At 63.4% G+C, this 17,598-nt stretch carries 15 protein-coding genes; 9 read left to right on the top strand and 6 right to left on the bottom strand.

The annotated features are described in order from the left end of the window. Positions 1–155: 155 nt before the first annotated feature. From AB7M32_RS07290 to AB7M32_RS07305, 4 genes are all read right to left on the bottom strand, one after another. A complete protein-coding gene (locus tag AB7M32_RS07290) occupies positions 156–1,913 on the bottom strand; it encodes a molecular chaperone (protein ID WP_454249520.1) in 1,758 nt (585 codons plus the stop codon). A 188-nt stretch (positions 1,914–2,101) separates the two neighbouring features. Beyond that, positions 2,102–2,965 carry an archaetidylserine decarboxylase gene (gene asd, locus AB7M32_RS07295; RefSeq protein WP_454249521.1) on the bottom strand — a complete coding sequence of 288 codons (864 nt, stop codon included), beginning with the start codon at positions 2,963–2,965 and terminating at the stop codon, positions 2,102–2,104. A gap of 19 nt (positions 2,966–2,984) precedes the next feature. Continuing rightward, positions 2,985–3,800: a rhodanese-like domain-containing protein gene (locus tag AB7M32_RS07300; RefSeq protein ID WP_454249522.1), complete on the bottom strand. Its 816-nt coding sequence runs from the start codon at positions 3,798–3,800 to the stop codon at positions 2,985–2,987. Between the two features lie 42 nt (positions 3,801–3,842). Continuing rightward, complete coding sequence (locus AB7M32_RS07305; protein ID WP_454249523.1) at positions 3,843–5,381, bottom strand: HDOD domain-containing protein; 1,539 nt, start codon at positions 5,379–5,381, stop codon at positions 3,843–3,845. A gap of 166 nt (positions 5,382–5,547) precedes the next feature. Here AB7M32_RS07305 and motA point away from each other — a divergent pair, with 166 nt between their 5' ends. Both motA and motB read left to right on the top strand, forming a co-directional pair. Beyond that, positions 5,548–6,399, top strand: coding sequence for a flagellar motor stator protein MotA (gene motA, locus AB7M32_RS07310; RefSeq protein ID WP_058546517.1), 852 nt, complete (start codon positions 5,548–5,550; stop codon positions 6,397–6,399). A gap of 3 nt (positions 6,400–6,402) precedes the next feature. Beyond that, positions 6,403–7,449 (top strand): flagellar motor protein MotB, encoded by a 1,047-nt coding sequence (motB, locus tag AB7M32_RS07315; protein ID WP_454249524.1) that lies wholly within the window; start codon positions 6,403–6,405, stop codon positions 7,447–7,449. 163 nt (positions 7,450–7,612) lie between these two features. Here motB and rsgA read toward each other — a convergent pair whose 3' ends face one another. After that, on the bottom strand, positions 7,613–8,644 hold the full coding sequence (gene rsgA, locus AB7M32_RS07320) for a small ribosomal subunit biogenesis GTPase RsgA (RefSeq protein ID WP_072407102.1): 1,032 nt from the start codon (positions 8,642–8,644) through the stop codon (positions 7,613–7,615). A 109-nt stretch (positions 8,645–8,753) separates the two neighbouring features. Here rsgA and orn point away from each other — a divergent pair, with 109 nt between their 5' ends. Continuing rightward, entirely contained in the window at positions 8,754–9,296 is a 543-nt protein-coding gene (gene orn, locus AB7M32_RS07325; protein ID WP_060739428.1) for an oligoribonuclease, read from the top strand. 261 nt (positions 9,297–9,557) lie between these two features. Then, the gene (locus tag AB7M32_RS07330) at positions 9,558–10,172 is read left to right on the top strand and encodes a trimeric intracellular cation channel family protein (RefSeq protein ID WP_170866829.1); all 615 of its coding nucleotides are present in this window, start codon (positions 9,558–9,560) and stop codon (positions 10,170–10,172) included. Here AB7M32_RS07330 and queG read toward each other — a convergent pair. After that, a complete protein-coding gene (gene queG, locus AB7M32_RS07335) occupies positions 10,154–11,233 on the bottom strand; it encodes a tRNA epoxyqueuosine(34) reductase QueG (RefSeq protein WP_454249525.1) in 1,080 nt (359 codons plus the stop codon). The genes AB7M32_RS07330 and queG overlap by 19 nt on opposite strands. Positions 11,234–11,296: 63 nt before the next feature. Here queG and AB7M32_RS07340 point away from each other — a divergent pair, with 63 nt between their 5' ends. Genes AB7M32_RS07340 through miaA form a run of 5 tightly spaced genes read left to right on the top strand, consistent with a single transcriptional unit; the run spans position 11,297 to position 17,566 of the window. Next, on the top strand, positions 11,297–12,796 hold the full coding sequence (locus AB7M32_RS07340) for an NAD(P)H-hydrate dehydratase (protein ID WP_454249526.1): 1,500 nt from the start codon (positions 11,297–11,299) through the stop codon (positions 12,794–12,796). Continuing rightward, positions 12,784–13,251, top strand: coding sequence for a tRNA (adenosine(37)-N6)-threonylcarbamoyltransferase complex ATPase subunit type 1 TsaE (tsaE, locus tag AB7M32_RS07345; protein ID WP_072407098.1), 468 nt, complete (start codon positions 12,784–12,786; stop codon positions 13,249–13,251). The genes AB7M32_RS07340 and tsaE overlap by 13 nt, the downstream gene beginning before the upstream one ends. 3 nt (positions 13,252–13,254) lie before the next feature. Then, entirely contained in the window at positions 13,255–14,685 is a 1,431-nt protein-coding gene (locus AB7M32_RS07350) for an N-acetylmuramoyl-L-alanine amidase (protein WP_072407096.1), read from the top strand. After that, positions 14,682–16,595, top strand: a complete 1,914-nt coding sequence (gene mutL, locus AB7M32_RS07355; RefSeq protein ID WP_454249527.1) for a DNA mismatch repair endonuclease MutL — start codon at positions 14,682–14,684, stop codon at positions 16,593–16,595. Before AB7M32_RS07350 ends, mutL begins: the two co-directional genes overlap by 4 nt. Further along, entirely contained in the window at positions 16,595–17,566 is a 972-nt protein-coding gene (gene miaA / locus AB7M32_RS07360; RefSeq protein ID WP_192261965.1) for a tRNA (adenosine(37)-N6)-dimethylallyltransferase MiaA, read from the top strand. The genes mutL and miaA overlap by 1 nt, the downstream gene beginning before the upstream one ends. The last annotated feature ends 32 nt before the right edge of the window (positions 17,567–17,598 follow it).

Here is a 17,598-nt window from a genome sequence, read left to right on the forward strand (position 1 = left end):
TCACCTGTGGCGAGGGGATTTATCCCCGCTGGGCTGCGAAGCAGCCCCAATACAGTCAACTCCAGCCAGCCTGACACAACGAGGCATTAGGTTTTGGGGGCTGCTGCGCAGCCCAGCGGGGATAAATCCCCTCGCCACAACGGGTTGTGTGCGGTTCAAAGCGATTTCCACAACGAATCAAAATTCCCTTCCTGGTCGCCGCTCTCTTCGGTGGCTCCCGAGTCTTCCGGGTGATAGGAAAACTGGTTGAAGCTGTGGGTGCTGGTCACTCGACGGTCCAGGCCGGCGCGGCGTTCCTGGCCGTTGGTATTGATCAACACCCGCTGGCCTTCCTGGAAGGGCAGGCGTGGGGCGATCATGGTCGGGGGCAGGTCAATGGCGCTGATCTCTGGCAGCAACAGCCCGCGCAGATAGTGACCGTGCTCGTTTTCCCGGACCAGTTGCAGCCCGCAAGGCTGGGCATGGGGGGCGACCAGTTCGATGCCCATTTGCATGGCGCCGTTGCGCACTTGGCGGATCCAGCGCACCACGGCGACGCTCCAGGCTTGGTCGCTGCTGTCGCGGATGCCGATCATTTCCCCGGCTTGCAGTTGTTCCGGCACCTCCTTGGGCCAACCGAGGCAATAGCCGCCAGGACTGTGGTTGATGATCGGCAGGTCGTAGGTGGGGAAGTGATGCTGGTTGTCGGAGCTGGTGCCATCGTCATCGGCCGGGTTGACCGGGTACTCGATTTCTTCATAGGGCAGCAGGTCGCTGTCGCCGGCGGGCGCGGCGTCGAACGCTTGCTTCCAGGTGTCGTTTGTCTTGCTCGGCGAGGCTTCGAAGCGGGCCTTGCGGGTGGCGGGGCTTTTCAGTATTTCATTGAACGAGCGCTCGCCGCCAAGGTAGTAGTGCAGCGCACTCATGCCCACGCATAGGGTCAGCGTGCCGTTGCCCTCGGTGCGCTGGAAGCTGCGTTCAGCCGCTTCGCCCCAGGCGGCTTGCAGGTGATGCAAAGTGTCGGCGCTCATGCCACCAGGGACTGGCAACGTATTATCGGCAGGTTGTTCCAGGTGAGTGGCGATAGCACGCACCAGTGACTGGGGATCGAAGCCCTGCAAGGTTGGCTGCTGTTCGGCCCGGAACTTGGAACGGTAGCGTGGCCCGACATCCAGCTCTGGAGCGACTGCGAACAGGCTGCTGGCAGCGGTGGCAGGGTCCAGCTTGACCCACTGGCTCCAGGATTCGAGCACTTCGGTCAGTCGCCCGATCTGGCTCTGGCGCAATTGATTGCTGCGTGACGCGCCCAGCAGCAGCGCGACGACATAGGTTTGCTCGGCGTTCAATTGATGAACCTGGCTGGCCAGCTCGTCGCTCACGCTCAGGTGTTGCAAGCGGTGCAGGCAGGCGATCCGGTACAACTGATGCAAATCGAGCCACAGCCCCTCGGGCACTGGGCTGTACAGCTGGCTGGCACGCAACAGCGGGCCGTTGAGGGCATGCATCGCCCGTTGCAGCGCGGTGCTCAGCAGGCGGGCCCGGTCCTTGGTGTATTTCGACGCGATACGCGCCACGATCTGTTTGTAGCCCATCGCCAGTTGGGTTTGCAGGGCCTGGCACAGGTTGACGATCTTGCGCGAGCGATCATCCAGCACGATGGCCTGTTGCAGGAAGTGCCGCTCCAGGTGCTTGCAGACGTAATACACCTCGGGCCGCAGCAGTTCGAGCAGTTGCAGGCGATTGTCGCTGGGCGTGAGCAGTTGGTTGAGCTCACCCAGGGCCTGGTACAACAGGCGGGCCGTTTCGCCGATGTTGGCCTTGGGCAGGTTGGCGATCCAGCGCTTGAGGTCCCGTGGCGTAGCATCGCAGAACGACAGGCGTGATTGTGTCGGGGTCAGGACGCGCAATAACTGGAGAGGGCTGGTCTCATTCATGCCGTGTACGGGCTCCGGCGGGAAATAAACGTGATGTTCCAACTCTAGCAGTTGTAGCCGAAGGAGGTGCGCTATCTATGCCGGATACCCTGTGGGAGCGAGCTTGCTCGCGATGACGCCAGGACAGTCGCCATCGAGGTGACTGTTACATCGCCATCGCGAGCAAGCTCGCTCCCACATGTGATCTTTTACTCAGCCTTTGGCAGCGCCAGGCCCTGGCCCATCTGCACTGGTGAGCCGGCTACCAGATCTTCGGCCCATTTCACCTGGCCTGGACCGAACAGTACGATGGCGGTCGAGCCCAGCTTGAAGCGTCCCAGCTCGGCGCCTTTTTCCAGATGGATCGGCGCACGGGCGGCTTCGTCATAGCGGAAGGTTTTCAGCTCACGCTTGGGTGGCGTCACCAGCCCGGCCCAGACGGTCTCGATGGAGGCCACGATCATCGCGCCCACCAGCACCACGGCCATCGGCCCGCGCTCGGTGTCGAAAATGCACGCCACGCGCTCGTTGCGGGCGAACAGCTCCGGAACGTTTTCGGCGGTGGTCTGGTTGACCGAGAAAATCCGCCCGGGAATGTAGACCATCTCCCGCAGGGTGCCGGCCAATGGCATGTGCACACGGTGGTAGTCCTTGGGGGACAGGTAGATGGTGGCGAAATCGCCGCCCATGAACGGCGCTGCGTTGGCCGCGTCACCGCCCAGCAGCTCCAGCACGCTGAAACTGTGGCCCTTGGCCTGGAACACCCGGCCGTGCTCGATCGGGCCGAGCTGGCTGACGGCGCCGTCGGCGGGGCTGAGGATCGCGTCCGGGGTTTCGTCCAGCGGCCGCGCGCCGTCTTTCAGGGCGCGGGTGAAGAAGGCGTTGAAGTGCTCATACGCGGTCAGGTCTTCCACCAGGGCCTGGGACATGTCCACTTGATAACGCTTGGCGAACCACGCGGTGAAGGCATTCTTGAACCAACGCACGCGGCATTCGGCAATGCAACCGGCCAACCGCGACAACAGGTGGTGGGGCAGCAGGTATTGAGTGAGGATGAACAAACGGTTTTTCATTAACTGTCCTTAAGAACCTTCAAAGCTCGATGGGCGTGTCGGGATGGTTGCCCCATTCGCCCCAGGAACCGGCATAGCCTTTGACTCGTGGATAACCGAGCGCCTTGGCCACCAGGTAGGTGAAGCCAGAGCGGTGGTGAGTCTGGCAGTGGGTGATGATTTCTTTGTCGGGCGTGATGCCCAATTGTTCAAGGATTTGCGGCATATCCTTGCGGATGCGCAGGTTGCGCGCCGGGTCCATGCCGGCTGTCCATTCGAAATTGACCGCGCCGGGAATGTGCCCGCCCCGGGCTGCGACGACTTTTTCGCCGGAGTATTCCAGCGGGCCACGCGCATCCCAGATGGCCAGGTCGGCGGCGCCGAGACGGCTTTGCAGGTATTCGCGGGTGGCGGTGGGGGCTTCGTGCAGCGTCAGGCTGACCGGGCCCGCGACGGGGGCAGGGACGTCGATGGACACAGGCAGGCTTTCGCCCAGCCACGACAGCAGGCCGCCGTCGAGGTAGTGGTAGTTCGAGTGGCCGATCACGTCCAGCAGCCAGATAAAACGCCCGGCCCAGCCGCCGCCTTCATCGTCATAGACCACATAGACCGCATCCGGATGGTGCCCGAGTTCGCCGAACAGGGCTTCCAGGTCGGCCTTGGCCGGCAGCAGGCCCGGCGCTGGCGGTTGGCCGAGCTGGGTGCGCTTGGGGTCGACGAAACGTGCGCCGGGGATGTGCCCGGTGCTGTAGCGCGCGGCGCTGGTCAGGTCCACCAGAATCAGTTCGCGGGCGGCGAGGCGCGGCAGCAGTTCGCTCGGCTCGATCACCAGCGGCAAGCCAGAGAAGTCAGGCATGTGAGGTCTCCAGGGGCGCAAAGGGAAAGGATTGTAGCAAGTTCAGCGACCGCGGTTGGTAAAGGTATGCAGGGCCCTTTCGATGCATTGCACGGTTTTGCCGAAGGCTTGCACGGTGATATCCGAGAACGGCCCGCCGCCCTGGTCCACCGCCACCAGCATGATCACCCGGCCATTGCAGGTCAGTGAGCGCAGCAGCAGGTGCTCACCCCGGAACAGGCTGCGTAGGCCCGGCGGCAGTAGTGCCGAAAACTGCGGGTTGTTGTCCGGGTTCAGGCGAACCTGGGCCTGCTGGGCCAGCAACCGTTGCAATATTTTGCTCTGGCTGATGGTAAAGCTCATGGCCGCGGCCTCCTTGGGCAGGCCGGCGGTCTGGTGTACGCGCACGCTGGTCTGGCTGCGGTCGGCCATCAGGATCATCACTCGGCGCATGCCACAGGCCACCAGGACGTCCCGTGCCGAGGTGGTCAGGTGCATGGCATTGCGGAAGGGGCTCGGCTCCACCAGCATGGCGGAGCATTGCTTGCGCCACTGGCTCAGGTCTTGGGCGCTGGGCGGAGCGGCGGGCAGCAAGCCGGGGTGGATTCGGCGACTGCCCGCGGGCCAGATCAACGCCACGGCTGGGTGCCAGAGGTCCGGCATGGCGTGATGATGGGCGCTGTTGGCCGCTTGTTGGTGCAGCTGTTGCTGGACCTCATCCATCGACATCTGCAGATACAAACTGGTGAGGTACTGCCAGCGTATGAGCGCGGGGCTGTCCCAGGCCTGTTGTGCGGCCAGTGCCAGGCCGTTGGCCAGCAACACGGTGTTGGCCGGCTGGTTGAGCCAGCGTCGCAGGGTCGGATCGTCGTCCAGGCGATTCTGCTGGCGCAGGGGGTGTTCGCTGTCCCGGGCGATGCGCAGGACTTTCACCAGCTCGCGGCGTTCATTGAGCAGCAGGCGGTACCCTTGTGCCACCCAGATGGGCAAGCGCCAGGTTTCCACCAGCGCCAGGCAGATTTCCAGCAGGCTGGCGCCGAACAGTTCGCGCTCCACCTTGGGCGCGGGCTCGCCTTTATGGATGACCCGCAATTCCCATTCCCCGAGCAAGCGCGGATGGGTCAGGGCCAGGGGCCAGAGCGGTGACAGGAACAACAGGCTGCCCCAGTGTATGTCTTGCCACAGCCGCGCCAGGCGGCTGGCAAAAAAACCATTGGCCTGTTGCGTGGCGTGCTGGCTGATCAACTGCAGCTGGCGCAAGGCGATGGGTATTTCATGCTCCGGCAACGATGGCAGGCGGGCGAGCAGTTCCTCGGTACGCTTGAGGCCGAGGCGGTTGATGGCCACTTCGAGGTTTTCCGCAGGTTCTGCAAGGCTGCCATGGGTGTGATGGTTGGCCTCGCGGATGACGCTCAGGGCCAGGGCGGGGCTGTCCTGCATCAGGTCGGCGATGTCGCGCAATGAGCGGCGGCTGTCGGCGAGGGCCTTGCAGACCAGGTCGTGGCTGGCCTGGGGCACTGGCAGATGCACGCCCTTGAGCAGCTTCACCCAACCTTCGAGAGTGGTCGGTCGGGGCGTTGGAAGCTTGGTTTCGTTAGTCATGGCTGGACGTGATCATCGTATGAATTCTCTACGCCCGGAACGGGGCAAATTGGCTTTTCGCCAGAACAGCCTATAGTCTGGCGCAGTTTTGCCGATAAGTAGAAGAAGAGATTTTTCAGCTTCCGAATATGACCTTGAACCCGACTTAAATAAGTACTTTCTATCTATGGCTAAAATTATCGGCATCATTGTCGTGTTCGCGAGCGTGCTCGGCGGATACGTGCTCTCCCATGGCAAGATTGCCGCCCTGATCCAGCCCTTCGAGGTATTGATCATCGGTGGCGCGGCCCTCGGTGCGTTTCTGCAGGCCAACCCTGGCTATATGACGATGCACGTGCTCAAGAAATCCCTGGGCATGTTCAGTTCGCGCTTTAGCCACACCTTCTACCTCGAGGTGCTGGGGCTGATCTACGAGATCCTCAACAAGAGCCGCCGCGAAGGCATGATGGCGATCGAAGGCGATATCGAAGACGCCGCCGCCAGCCCGATTTTCGCCAAGTACCCGGCTGTGCTCAAGGACGCCCGCATGACGGCGTTCATCTGTGATTACCTGCGCATCATGTCGTCCGGCAACATGGCGCCCCACGAGCTCGAAGGCCTGTTCGACATGGAGCTGTACAGCCTCAAGGAAGACCTGGAGCACCCCTCCCACGCGGTCAACGGCATCGCCGACGGCATGCCTGGCTTCGGTATCGTCGCGGCGGTATTGGGCATCGTGGTGACCATGGCGTCCCTGGGCGATGGCGACCAGAAATCCATCGGCCTGCACGTGGGTGCCGCACTGGTGGGTACCTTCTTCGGTATTTTGGCCGCGTACGGTTTCTTCGGTCCGCTGGCCCATTCCCTGGCCCATGATGCCAAGGAAGAGCTCAACGTCTACGAGGCCATCAAGGCGTCCCTGGTGGCCTCGGCCTCGGGCATGCCGCCATCGTTGGCGGTGGAGTTCGGTCGCAAGGTCCTGTACCCGGCGCACCGTCCAAGCTTCGCCGAGCTGGAACAAGCGGTTCGCGGTCGCTAAGTCATGGAAAATAACCAGCCGATCATCGTCAAGCGCGTCAAGCGCATCGCCGGCGGCCACCATGGCGGTGCTTGGAAAATCGCCTTCGCCGACTTCGCAACGGCGATGATGGCGTTCTTCCTGGTGCTGTGGTTGCTGTCCACGGCGACCCCGGAACAGAAGATCGCCATCGCCGGTTACTTCAAGGACCCGGTCGGCTTTTCCGAAAGTGGCACGCCCTACATCATCGACCTGGGCGGCTCACCGACCCTGGCCCCGGAAAACACACTCAACCCCGAGGTCAAGTCCCAGCCCCAGCCTGACAAGGTGACGGTGGATTCCGAGCAGGTCGAAGGCATGGCCGAACAGGTCGAGCGCGAGCGCCTGGAACTGCTGCTGCAGGAATTGCAGAACAAGGTCGAAGAGAACCCGCAACTGCAGAAATTCAAGGACCAGATCCTGTTCGAAATCACCCCGAACGGCTTGCGTATCCAGATCATGGACGCCGAGAACCGGCCGATGTTCGATTCCGGCAGCGCGCGCCTGAAGCCGTATTTCGAAGACATCCTGCTGGCCATGGCCGACACCATCAAGGCGGTGCCGAACAAGATCAGCATCAGTGGTCATACCGATGCCAAACCCTACATCGGCAAGGGTGACTACGGTAACTGGGAGCTGTCCGCCAACCGCGCCAACGCGGCCCGTCGCGCCCTGGTGGCCGGCAGTTATCCGGACGAGCAGGTGGCGCGGGTAGTCGGTTATGCGTCTTCGGCGCTGTTCGACCGCAAGGACCCGTTCAACCCGGTCAACCGGCGTATCGATATCGTGGTGTTGACCAAGAAGGCGCAGAAAGCCATCGAGGGTTCACAAACCGACGATCCGGCACCCGATCCGATCCCGGGCGAGGGCGCGCCGGGTGAAGTGCCTGCTCCGGCCGCCACACCTGGCGCGGCGGTCGATCCGAACGCGTTGCCGGCAGACCAGCAACCCGTGCCGGCCCATGAACTGCGCGAGCGGCTGAACCTGTTCGACGATGCCGCGCCCAAGCCTCCCGGAGCGCCGGCGCAGTGATCTGAAGGTTTGTCGATGGACCTGTGGCGAGGGGATTTATCCCCGTTGGGCTGCGTAGCAGCCCCCTATGCCTACAGGGGTACGAAAGGGAGGGGGGCGCTTCGCGCCCCAGCGGGGATAAATCCCCTCGCCACAACTGTGTCCGGCTTCCCTTCCTTTCAGCTCAGTAACTGCTTTCCGGCAGGCTGGCGATGATCGAGCGGTAGCTGTTCATCCGTTGCTGATGCACGCGACCTTCTTCCAGGGCCTTGAGCAGGGCGCAACCGGGTTCGCGGTCGTGCTTGCAGTCGCGGAAGCGGCAGGTGCCGATCAGTTCGTTGAATTCGATGAACCCGGCTTCGACATCGGCCCGGCTGACGTGCCCCAGGCCGAATTCACGGATACCCGGCGAGTCGATCAATTCACCGCCGCCAGGGAAGTGGAACAGCCGCGCGGTGGTGGTGGTGTGGGTGCCCTGGCCGGACAGCTCGGACAACGGCCCGACGCGCGTCTCGACTTCTGGCAGCAGGCTGTTGACCAGCGAAGACTTGCCCACGCCAGACTGGCCGACGAACACACTGATGCGCCCGTCCAGTTGTTGTTGCAATTGCTCCATGCCGTTGCCGTGATGGGCCGAGACTTCCAGCACTGGGTAACCCAAATCCCGATAGACCGACAGCAGGGCGTTCAGCGCCGGGGCGTTGTGTTCGTCGATCAGGTCGAACTTGTTGAGCAGCAACAACGGACGGATACCCGCGTGTTCGGCGGCCACCAGGTAACGGTCGATCAGGTTGGCGTGGGGTTCGGGCAACGGGGCGAACACGATGACGATCATGTCGACGTTGGCGGCCACGGGCTTGAGTTGGCCGCGGCTGTCCGGCCGGCACAGCTCGGTGTGGCGCGGCAACTGCGCGACGATCACGCCGATGCCTTGGTTGCCGGCCCGCCAGACCACCTGGTCGCCTGTCACCAGCGCCGGCAGGTTGGCGCGCAAGTGGCAGCGGAATACCTGGCCGGCCAGTTCGCCTTCCTGGGCCTCGACCTCGACCTGCACGCCGAAGTGGGCGATCACCAGGCCGGTCTGTTCAGGGCCCAGGTCGCCACCCTCCAGGGCTTCGACAGCACTGGATTCGCGTTTGGCGGCGCGGGCGGCGCGCTCGCCCTGGATCTTTTCGATGCGCCAGTTCTGACGACGATTGAGTTGGCGTTTGGCCATGGGTGTTCCGTATGAAGAAATGCAGCGAATAGGGTAAAACGGCGGCGAGTTTAGCACGCCCAAGGACCTGCCTAAGCTAAACTGCGTGGCTACGCCGAGGAGCTTCCCTATGCAAAACCCGCAGAACCTGATCTGGATCGACCTGGAAATGACCGGTCTGAACCCTGACACCGACGTCATCATCGAAATGGCCACCATCGTCACCGACAGCGACCTCAACACCCTGGCCGAAGGCCCGGTGATCGCGATCCACCACAGCGACGAAGTCCTGGCTGGCATGGACGAGTGGAACACGCGCCAGCACGGCGGCTCGGGCCTGACCCAGCGGGTGCGCGAGAGCAAGATCAGCATGGCCGAGGCCGAGGCCCAGACCCTCGCTTTCCTGGAGCAGTGGGTGCCCAAGGGCAAGTCGCCGATCTGTGGCAACAGCATCTGCCAGGATCGTCGCTTCCTTTATACCCACATGAAATCCCTGGAAAGCTACTTCCACTACCGCAACCTGGACGTCTCCACCCTCAAGGAGCTGGCCGCCCGCTGGGCCCCAGAAGTGCGCGACAGTTTCCAGAAGGGCAGCACCCATCTGGCCCTGGACGACATCCGTGAGTCCATTGCCGAGTTGCAGCATTACCGCAAGCATTTCATAAAGTTCTAACCGGCAACCCGGCGACTGGCGAGATTGCTTTTGTGGCGAGGGAGCTTGCTCCCGCTGGCCTGCGAAGCAGGCCCCGGCAGTCCTTCAGGTAGACCGAATTGTCCGGTTTGCGACTGCTGCGCAGCCGAGCGGGAGCAAGCTCCCTCGCCACAGGGATCTATTTGGACCAAGGACAGGAGGTTTAGGTCGAGGCCGTTGCTTTGCCCTCTTTTGGTGCCTGCCCGAAATGGCTAGACTGCGCGCCTTCCTGCAAGGACCGCCATCATGTTGCTGATGCTTTATCTGATCGCCATCACCGCCGAAGCCATGACCGGCGCCTTGTCTGCCGGGCGTCGGGGTATGGACTGGTTTGGCGTGGTGCTGATCGCCTGTGTCACGGCGCTGGGTGGCGGCTCGGTGCGCGATGTGCTGCTCGGTCATTACCCGCTCACCTGGGTCAAGCACCCGGAATACCTGGTGCTGACCACCGCGGCGGCGATGCTGACGGTGTTCCTGGCGCGCTGGATGCGCCATCTGCGTTCGCTGTTTCTGGTGCTCGACGCCGTAGGTCTGGTGGCGTTCACCCTGATTGGCTGCATGACCGCCCTGGAAATGGGCCATGGCATGCTGGTGGCATCGGTCAGCGGGGTGATCACCGGTGTATTTGGCGGCATACTGCGGGACATCTTCTGCAACGATATTCCGCTGATCTTCCGTCGTGAACTCTACGCCAGCGTCTCGTTTGCCGCGGCGTGGTGTTATCTACTGTGTGTCTTCCTGCAACTGCCGAACGAGCAGGCAATCCTCATCACCTTGTTCGGCGGTTTCCTGCTGCGGCTCCTGGCGATTCGCTTTCACTGGGAAATGCCGAAATTCGTCTACAACGACGAGGTCTGACGCTCGGCATGTTGGCGCAACGCCCACGCCACGTGCTCGCGCACCAGTTCCGACGGGTAGTCGCGCCGCGCCTCGAGCGCTTGCAGCACGGGAATGGTTGAAGGCGCGTTGCCCAGGCCCACCGCCAGGTTGCGCAGCCAGCGCTCGTAACCGGCTCGGCGTAACGGTGAGCCCTCGGTGCTGCTGAGGAATTTCTCTTCGTCCCACATGAACAGCTCGGCCAGCCCGGCATTGTCCAGGTTGTGCCGCGGCTTGAAGTCGCTTTCCTCGGACGGACGGGCAAAGCGGTTCCACGGGCAGACGATCTGGCAGTCGTCACAGCCGAACACCCGATTGCCGATCAGTGGCCGCAGCTCTTCAGGAATGGCGCTTTTCAACTCGATGGTCAGGTAGGAAATACAACGGCGAGCATCGAGCACGTAAGGTCCGACGAAGGCATTCGTAGGACAGATGTCCAGGCATGCGGTGCATTTTCCGCAATGCTCGGTGCCGTGGGGCGGGTCGATGGGTAGCGGCAGGTCGACAAACAGCTCGCTCAGGAAGAAATAGCTGCCGGCCTTGCGGTTCAGGACCAGGGTGTTTTTACCGATCCAGCCCAGGCCGGCCTGTTCTGCGATGGCTTTTTCCAGCACTGGTGCGCTGTCGACAAAGGCGCGGTAGCCAAAGGGGCCGATGACCGCCTGAATTTTTTCCGCCAATTGCTGCACGCGTTTACGGATCAATTTGTGGTAATCGCGGCCCAACGCATAACGCGAGACGTAGGCTTTTTCCGGTTGGGCGAGCAATTGTGCCATTTGCGTATCGCCCGGCAAGTAATCCATGCGCAGGGAAACCACCCGCAGCGTGCCCGGCACCAGTTCCTCGGGGTGCGAGCGTTTGCTGCCATGGGCGCCCATGTAGTCCATTTCGCCGTGATAGCCGGCCTCAAGCCAGCGTTGCAGGTGTTGTTCATGCTCGGCCAGGTCCAGGCCGCTGATGCCGACCTGCTGGAAACCCAGCTCGCGGCCCCATTCCTTGATGGATTGGGCGAGGGCGGGGAGGTCTGTGGGAATGGCAGGCATGAGGCGAGAGAAACCGGAGCTGAGATGCGTATAATTCTGCCAGACATCGGAGCCCGAAGACGCATGCCGCACACTAAAGATGATTTTCCCGACGCGCTGTACAGCGCTGCGCAGGCCCGGGCCCTCGATGCTCAACTGATCGCGGCAGGCACCGCCGGTTTCGAATTGATGCAGCGCGCTGCCCGTGCCACCTGGCGAGCGATCGTCCGACGCTGGCCTGACGCCCGCGAGCTGACCGTGTTGGCCGGCCATGGCAACAATGCCGGCGATGGCTACCTGGTCGCGACCCTGGCCCGACGCGCCGGCTGGTCGGTGCGGGTGCTGACAGTGGGCGAGCCCCGGCGATTGCAGGGGGACGCCGCCAATGCCCATGCCGAGGCTGTGGCAGTGGGCGTGCCGATGGAGCCGTGGTCGGATGAGGCCGAGTTGCGCGGCGTGTTGCTGGACGCGCTGCTCGGCACGGGCCTGAAGGGCGATGTGCGCGAACCTTATGTGCAGGCCATCGATACGATCAACGTCAGCGGCCTGCCTGTCGCGGCGGTGGATATCCCTTCGGGGTTGTGCGCCGACACCGGCCGGGTGCTGGGCACGGCGGTGACGGCCGACCTGACCGTGACCTTCATTGGCTTGAAACTGGGGCTGTTCACTGGCGAGGCGGCTGACCGGGTCGGTGAACGGGTGTTCAATGATTTGCACGCCGATCCGGATATTGTTGAAGCGGCACCGGCCTGCGCCCGACTGCTCCTGCCCCACAATCTGCCGCGTCTGACACCTCGCGCGCCCACTTCCCACAAAGGCAAGTTCGGTCATGTGCTGTTGATTGGCGGCGACCGGGGTTTCGGCGGTGCCATCCAGATGAGCGCCGAAAGCGCCTTGCGCTGCGGTGCGGGCATGGTTTCGCTGGCGACCCGCAGTGAGCATGTATCCGCCGCGCTGATGCGTTTACCGGAAGTGATGGTGCAGGGCACTCATTCGGCGAACCAATTGATGGGCTTGCTCCAACAGGCCAGCGTGCTGGTGGTCGGGCCGGGCTTGGGCCAGGCTGCCTGGGGGCGCAGCCTGTTGTCGGCGGCGGCCAATGCGCCACTGCCGCAAGTGTGGGATGCCGATGCCCTGAACCTGCTGAGCAGCGGCGATGTCCGTCTGCCTGAACAGTGCGTCATCACCCCGCACCCGGGCGAGGCGGCGCGACTGTTGAATATGTCCGTCGCCCAGGTGCAGGCCGATCGCCCGGCGGCGGCCCAGGCCTTGAGCCAGAAATACAGCGCCACGGTGATCCTCAAGGGCGCCGGCAGCTTGATCGCCAGCCCGGACGATCGCCTGGCGGTTTGCAGCCAGGGCCATCCGGCCATGGCCACCGCCGGTCTGGGGGATGTGCTGGCCGGTGTGGTCGGGGCTTTGCTGGCCCAGGGCATGGAAGGCTTCGAGGCCGCGTGCTTGGCGGCCTGGCTGCATGCCAGTGCCGGTGCCCAGGTCGGTCGCTCGGGCCGGGGCTTGGCGGCGACCGATCTGATCCCGGCCATTCGTCAGTTGTTGGAGGAGCATTCACCGTGTCTGAAGTAACCCTGTACGTGGCGGACGAACACGCCATGACACAATTTGGCGCCCGCATCGCGCAGATCACCGCCGGCCACGGCCTGATTTTTCTCGAAGGCGACCTCGGCGCGGGGAAAACCACCTTGTCCCGTGGCATCATTCGCGGCCTCGGGCATGTCGGTTCAGTCAAGAGCCCGACGTTCACCCTGGTCGAGCCCTATGAGATCGGCGACATTCGCGCCTTCCATTTCGATCTGTATCGACTGGTGGATCCTGAGGAGCTGGAATTCCTCGGCATCCGCGATTATTTCGAAGATGACGCCTTGTGCCTGATCGAATGGCCCCAGAAAGGTGCAGGCTTTTTGCCAAAGCCCGACCTGACCATTACCATTGGCGCGCAGAACGGCGGGCGTTCGCTGAAACTGACGCCGCAAGGCTCCCGTGGTGAGTCGTGGTGTGCCGCTTTGGCATTGGAAAACTAATTGATGATGGGGTTTGGTATGCGCTTTCGCGCGGTGGTTGCTGTCGTAGGACTGTTGCTTACGGCACTGGCCGTCGATGCTGTGGCCGAGACAAAGGTCAACAGCGTTCGCCTCTGGCGGGCGCCGGACAACACACGGCTGGTGTTCGACCTGACGGGGCCGGTGCAGCACAGCGTATTCACCCTGACCGCCCCGGATCGCCTGGTGATCGACATCAATGGTGCCTCCCTGGGGGCGCCGCTGAACGTTGCCACTGCCAACACACCGATCACCGCCATGCGTTCGGCCCAGCGGACGCCGACCGACCTGCGGGTGGTCATCGACCTGAAAAAAGCCGTGACCCCGAAAAGCTTCACCCTGGCCCCCAACGCCCAATACGGCAACCGGCTGGTGGTGGACCTGTTCGACAACCCGGCCGACGCCGCGCCGCCTCCGCCACCCCCGCCCAACGTCGCCACGGTACCGGCGGTCCCAGTGACCCCGACCGAGCCTGCGCTCAAATTGCCACCGGCCCCGGCCGGCAAGCGCGACATCATCGTGGTGATCGACGCCGGACATGGTGGCGAAGACCCGGGCGCCTCGGGCTCGCGCGGGCAACGTGAAAAAGACGTGGTGCTGTCCATCGCCCGTGAATTGCAGCGCCAGGTCAACGGCATGAAAGGCTTCCGCGCCGAACTGACCCGCACCGGCGACTATTTCATTCCTTTGCGCGGACGTACCGAAATCGCCCGCAAGAAAGGCGCTGACCTGTTCGTCTCCATTCACGCCGACGCCGCACCTTCGGCGGCGGCGTTCGGGGCCTCGGTGTTTGCCCTGTCCGACCGTGGCGCGACGTCCGAGACCGCCCGTTGGCTGGCCGACACCGAAAACCGCTCCGACCTGATCGGCGGTGCCGGCAACGTCAGCCTCGACGACAAGGACCGGATGCTCGCCGGTGTCTTGCTCGACCTGTCGATGACGGCTTCGTTGACCTCCAGCCTGAACGTCGGCCAGAAGGTCCTGAGCAACATCGGCCGCGTCACGCCGCTGCACAAGCAGCGGGTCGAACAGGCCGGGTTCATGGTGCTCAAGTCGCCGGACATCCCGTCGATCCTGGTGGAAACCGGGTTCATTTCCAACGCCAACGAAGCCTCGAAACTGTCGACGTCGAGCCATCAGCAGGCCCTGGCCCGCTCCATCAGCAGCGGCGTACGGCAGTTCTTCCAGCAGAACCCACCGCCAGGCACCTACATCGCCTGGCTGCGGGACTCCGGCAAGATCGCCCAGGGGCCACGGGATCACCGCGTCAACCCGGGCGAAACCCTGGCGATGATTGCCGTGCGCTACCAGGTGTCGCCCGCCACCTTGCGCAGCGCCAACAATCTCAAGAGCGATGAGCTCAAGATTGGCCAGACCCTGACCATTCCGGGCAATGAAGTGGCGGCCAAGCAATGAGTGACGAAGTGATTGGCAACACCGCCCGCATCGAGCTGCTCAGCCCTCGGCTGGCGAACCAGATCGCCGCCGGTGAAGTGGTCGAGCGTCCGGCGTCGGTCATCAAGGAACTGCTGGAAAACAGCCTCGACTCCGGAGCCCGGCGCATCGATGTGGATGTCGAGCAGGGCGGCGTCAAGCTGCTGCGGGTGCGCGATGACGGTGGCGGGATTCCCTCTGACGACCTGCCGCTGGCCCTGGCGCGTCATGCCACCAGCAAGATCCGCGACCTGGAAGACCTCGAGCGGGTCATGAGCCTGGGCTTCCGGGGCGAGGCGCTGGCGTCCATCAGTTCGGTGTCGCGCCTGACCCTCACCTCCCGCACCCGCGACGCCGAGCAGGCCTGGCAGGTCGAGACCGAAGGCCGCGACATGGCCTCTCGCGTCCAGCCCGCGGCCCATCCGGTGGGCACCTCGGTGGAAGTGCGCGACTTGTTCTTCAACACCCCGGCCCGACGCAAGTTTCTCAAGGCCGAGAAGACTGAATTTGATCATCTGCAGGAAGTCATCAAGCGCCTGGCCCTGGCGCGTTTTGACGTGGCGTTCCATTTGCGTCACAACGGCAAGACCATCCTCAGCCTGCACGAGGCCCACGACGATGCCGCCCGCGCCCGGCGCGTGGGCGCGGTATGCGGTGCGGGGTTTCTGGAGCAGGCCTTGCCCATTGAGGTGGAGCGCAACGGCCTTCACCTGTGGGGGTGGGTCGGCTTGCCAACGTTCTCCCGCAGCCAGGCGGACTTGCAATATTTCTACGTGAACGGCCGGGCGGTGCGCGACAAGCTGGTGGCCCACGCGGTGCGCCAGGCGTATCGCGATGTGCTGTTCAATGGCCGGCATCCGACCTTCGTGCTGTTTTTCGAGGTCGATCCGGCGGTGGTGGACGTCAACGTACACCCGACCAAGCACGAAGTACGTTTCCGTGACGGGCGCATGGTCCACGATTTCCTCTACGGCACCTTGCACCGCGCCTTGGGCGATGTGCGTCCGGAAGATCAGTTGGCGGCTCCGGCGGCAGTGGCTGGCATGGTCCGGCCAACGGGACTGGAAGCCGGCGAATTCGGGCCCCAGGGCGAGATGCGCCTGGCGGCCAATGCCCTGCTGGAGCAATCTCAGCCGCAGCCGAGCTACAACGCGGCCGGCAGCGGTGCTGGCAGCGGTTATCAGTATCAATACACCCCGCGCCCGCAATCCAACGTGCCGGCCGCCGAGGCCCAGGCGGCCTATCGCGAGTTCTTCAAGCCCTTGCCGGAAGCTGGTGCGGCGGCGCTGCCTGACGGCCAGGGCGATATCCCGCCGCTGGGCTATGCCCTGGCGCAACTCAAAGGCATCTATATCCTCTCGGAAAATGCCCAAGGCCTGGTGCTGGTGGACATGCACGCCGCCCATGAGCGGATCATGTACGAGCGGCTGAAAATCGCCATGGCCAGCGAAGGTCTGAGCGGCCAGCCGTTGTTGGTGCCCGAGTCCCTGGCCGTCAGCCAGCGCGAAGCCGATTGCGCCGAAGAGCATGTGGCCTGGTTCCAGCGCCTGGGCTTCGAATTGCAGCGCCTGGGCCCGGAAACCCTGGCGATCCGCCAGATCCCGGCCTTGTTGAAGCAGGCCGAGGCCAATCGGCTGGTCAGCGACGTGCTGGCGGACCTGATGGAATACGGCACCAGCGACCGGATCCAGGCGCACCTGAACGAACTGCTCGGTACCATGGCCTGTCACGGCGCGATCCGTGCCAACCGGCGCCTGGCCCTGCCGGAAATGAACGGTCTGCTGCGGGACATGGAAAACACCGAACGCAGCGGTCAATGCAACCATGGCCGGCCGACCTGGACCCAACTGGGCCTGGACGACCTGGACAAACTGTTCCTGCGCGGTCGTTGATGAGCCCTTTGCCACCCGCGATTTTCCTGATGGGGCCGACCGCCGCCGGCAAGACCGACCTGGCCATCGAATTGACCAAAGTCCTGCCCTGCGAGTTGATCAGTGTCGATTCGGCCCTGGTCTATCGGGGCATGGACATCGGCACCGCCAAGCCGTCAAAAGAACTGCTGGCCGAATTTCCCCACCGCCTGATCGACATCCTGGACCCGGCCGAGGCTTATTCGGCGGCCGATTTCCGGCGTGACGCCCTCCAGGCCATGGCCGAAATTACCGCGCGGGGCAAGATCCCGCTGCTGGTGGGCGGCACGATGCTGTATTACAAGGCCTTGGTCGACGGGCTGGCGGACATGCCAGCGGCCGATCCCGAGGTGCGCGCGCAGATCGAAGAGGAGGCCGCGCGCCTGGGTTGGCAAGCCCTGCACGAGCAGTTGGCGGTCATCGACCCGGAGTCGGCGGCGCGAATCCACCCCAACGATCCGCAGCGGCTCAGTCGGGCCCTGGAGGTTTATCGGGTCAGCGGCCAGAGCATGACTGCCCTGCGCCAGCGACAATCTGCGCAAAGTACTGAAGCAGCCGCTTCGGGACTGCAACAATTGCCCTATACTGTCGCGAATCTGGCCATCGCTCCGGCGAACCGGCAAGTGCTGCATCGGCGAATTGAACAAAGATTCACATTAATGTTGGAACAGGGTTTCATAGACGAGGTCGTAGCCCTGCGTGAGCGAAGTGACCTGCATGCCGGGTTGCCGTCTATACGTGCGGTAGGTTATCGACAAGTCTGGGATTACCTGGACGGCAAGCTGACGTCAGCCGAGATGCGGGAGCGTGGGATCATTGCCACGCGCCAATTGGCGAAACGCCAGTTCACCTGGCTGCGCAGCTGGACTGACCTGCATTGGCTCGACAGTCTCGATTGCGACAATCTGCCACGCGCCTTGAAATACCTCGGGACCATCTCCATATTGAGCTGAGTCCTTGCAATTGCCGTCTATCCTTGGGGGTG

Source organism: Pseudomonas sp. R151218B TE3479 (genome assembly GCF_053629195.1).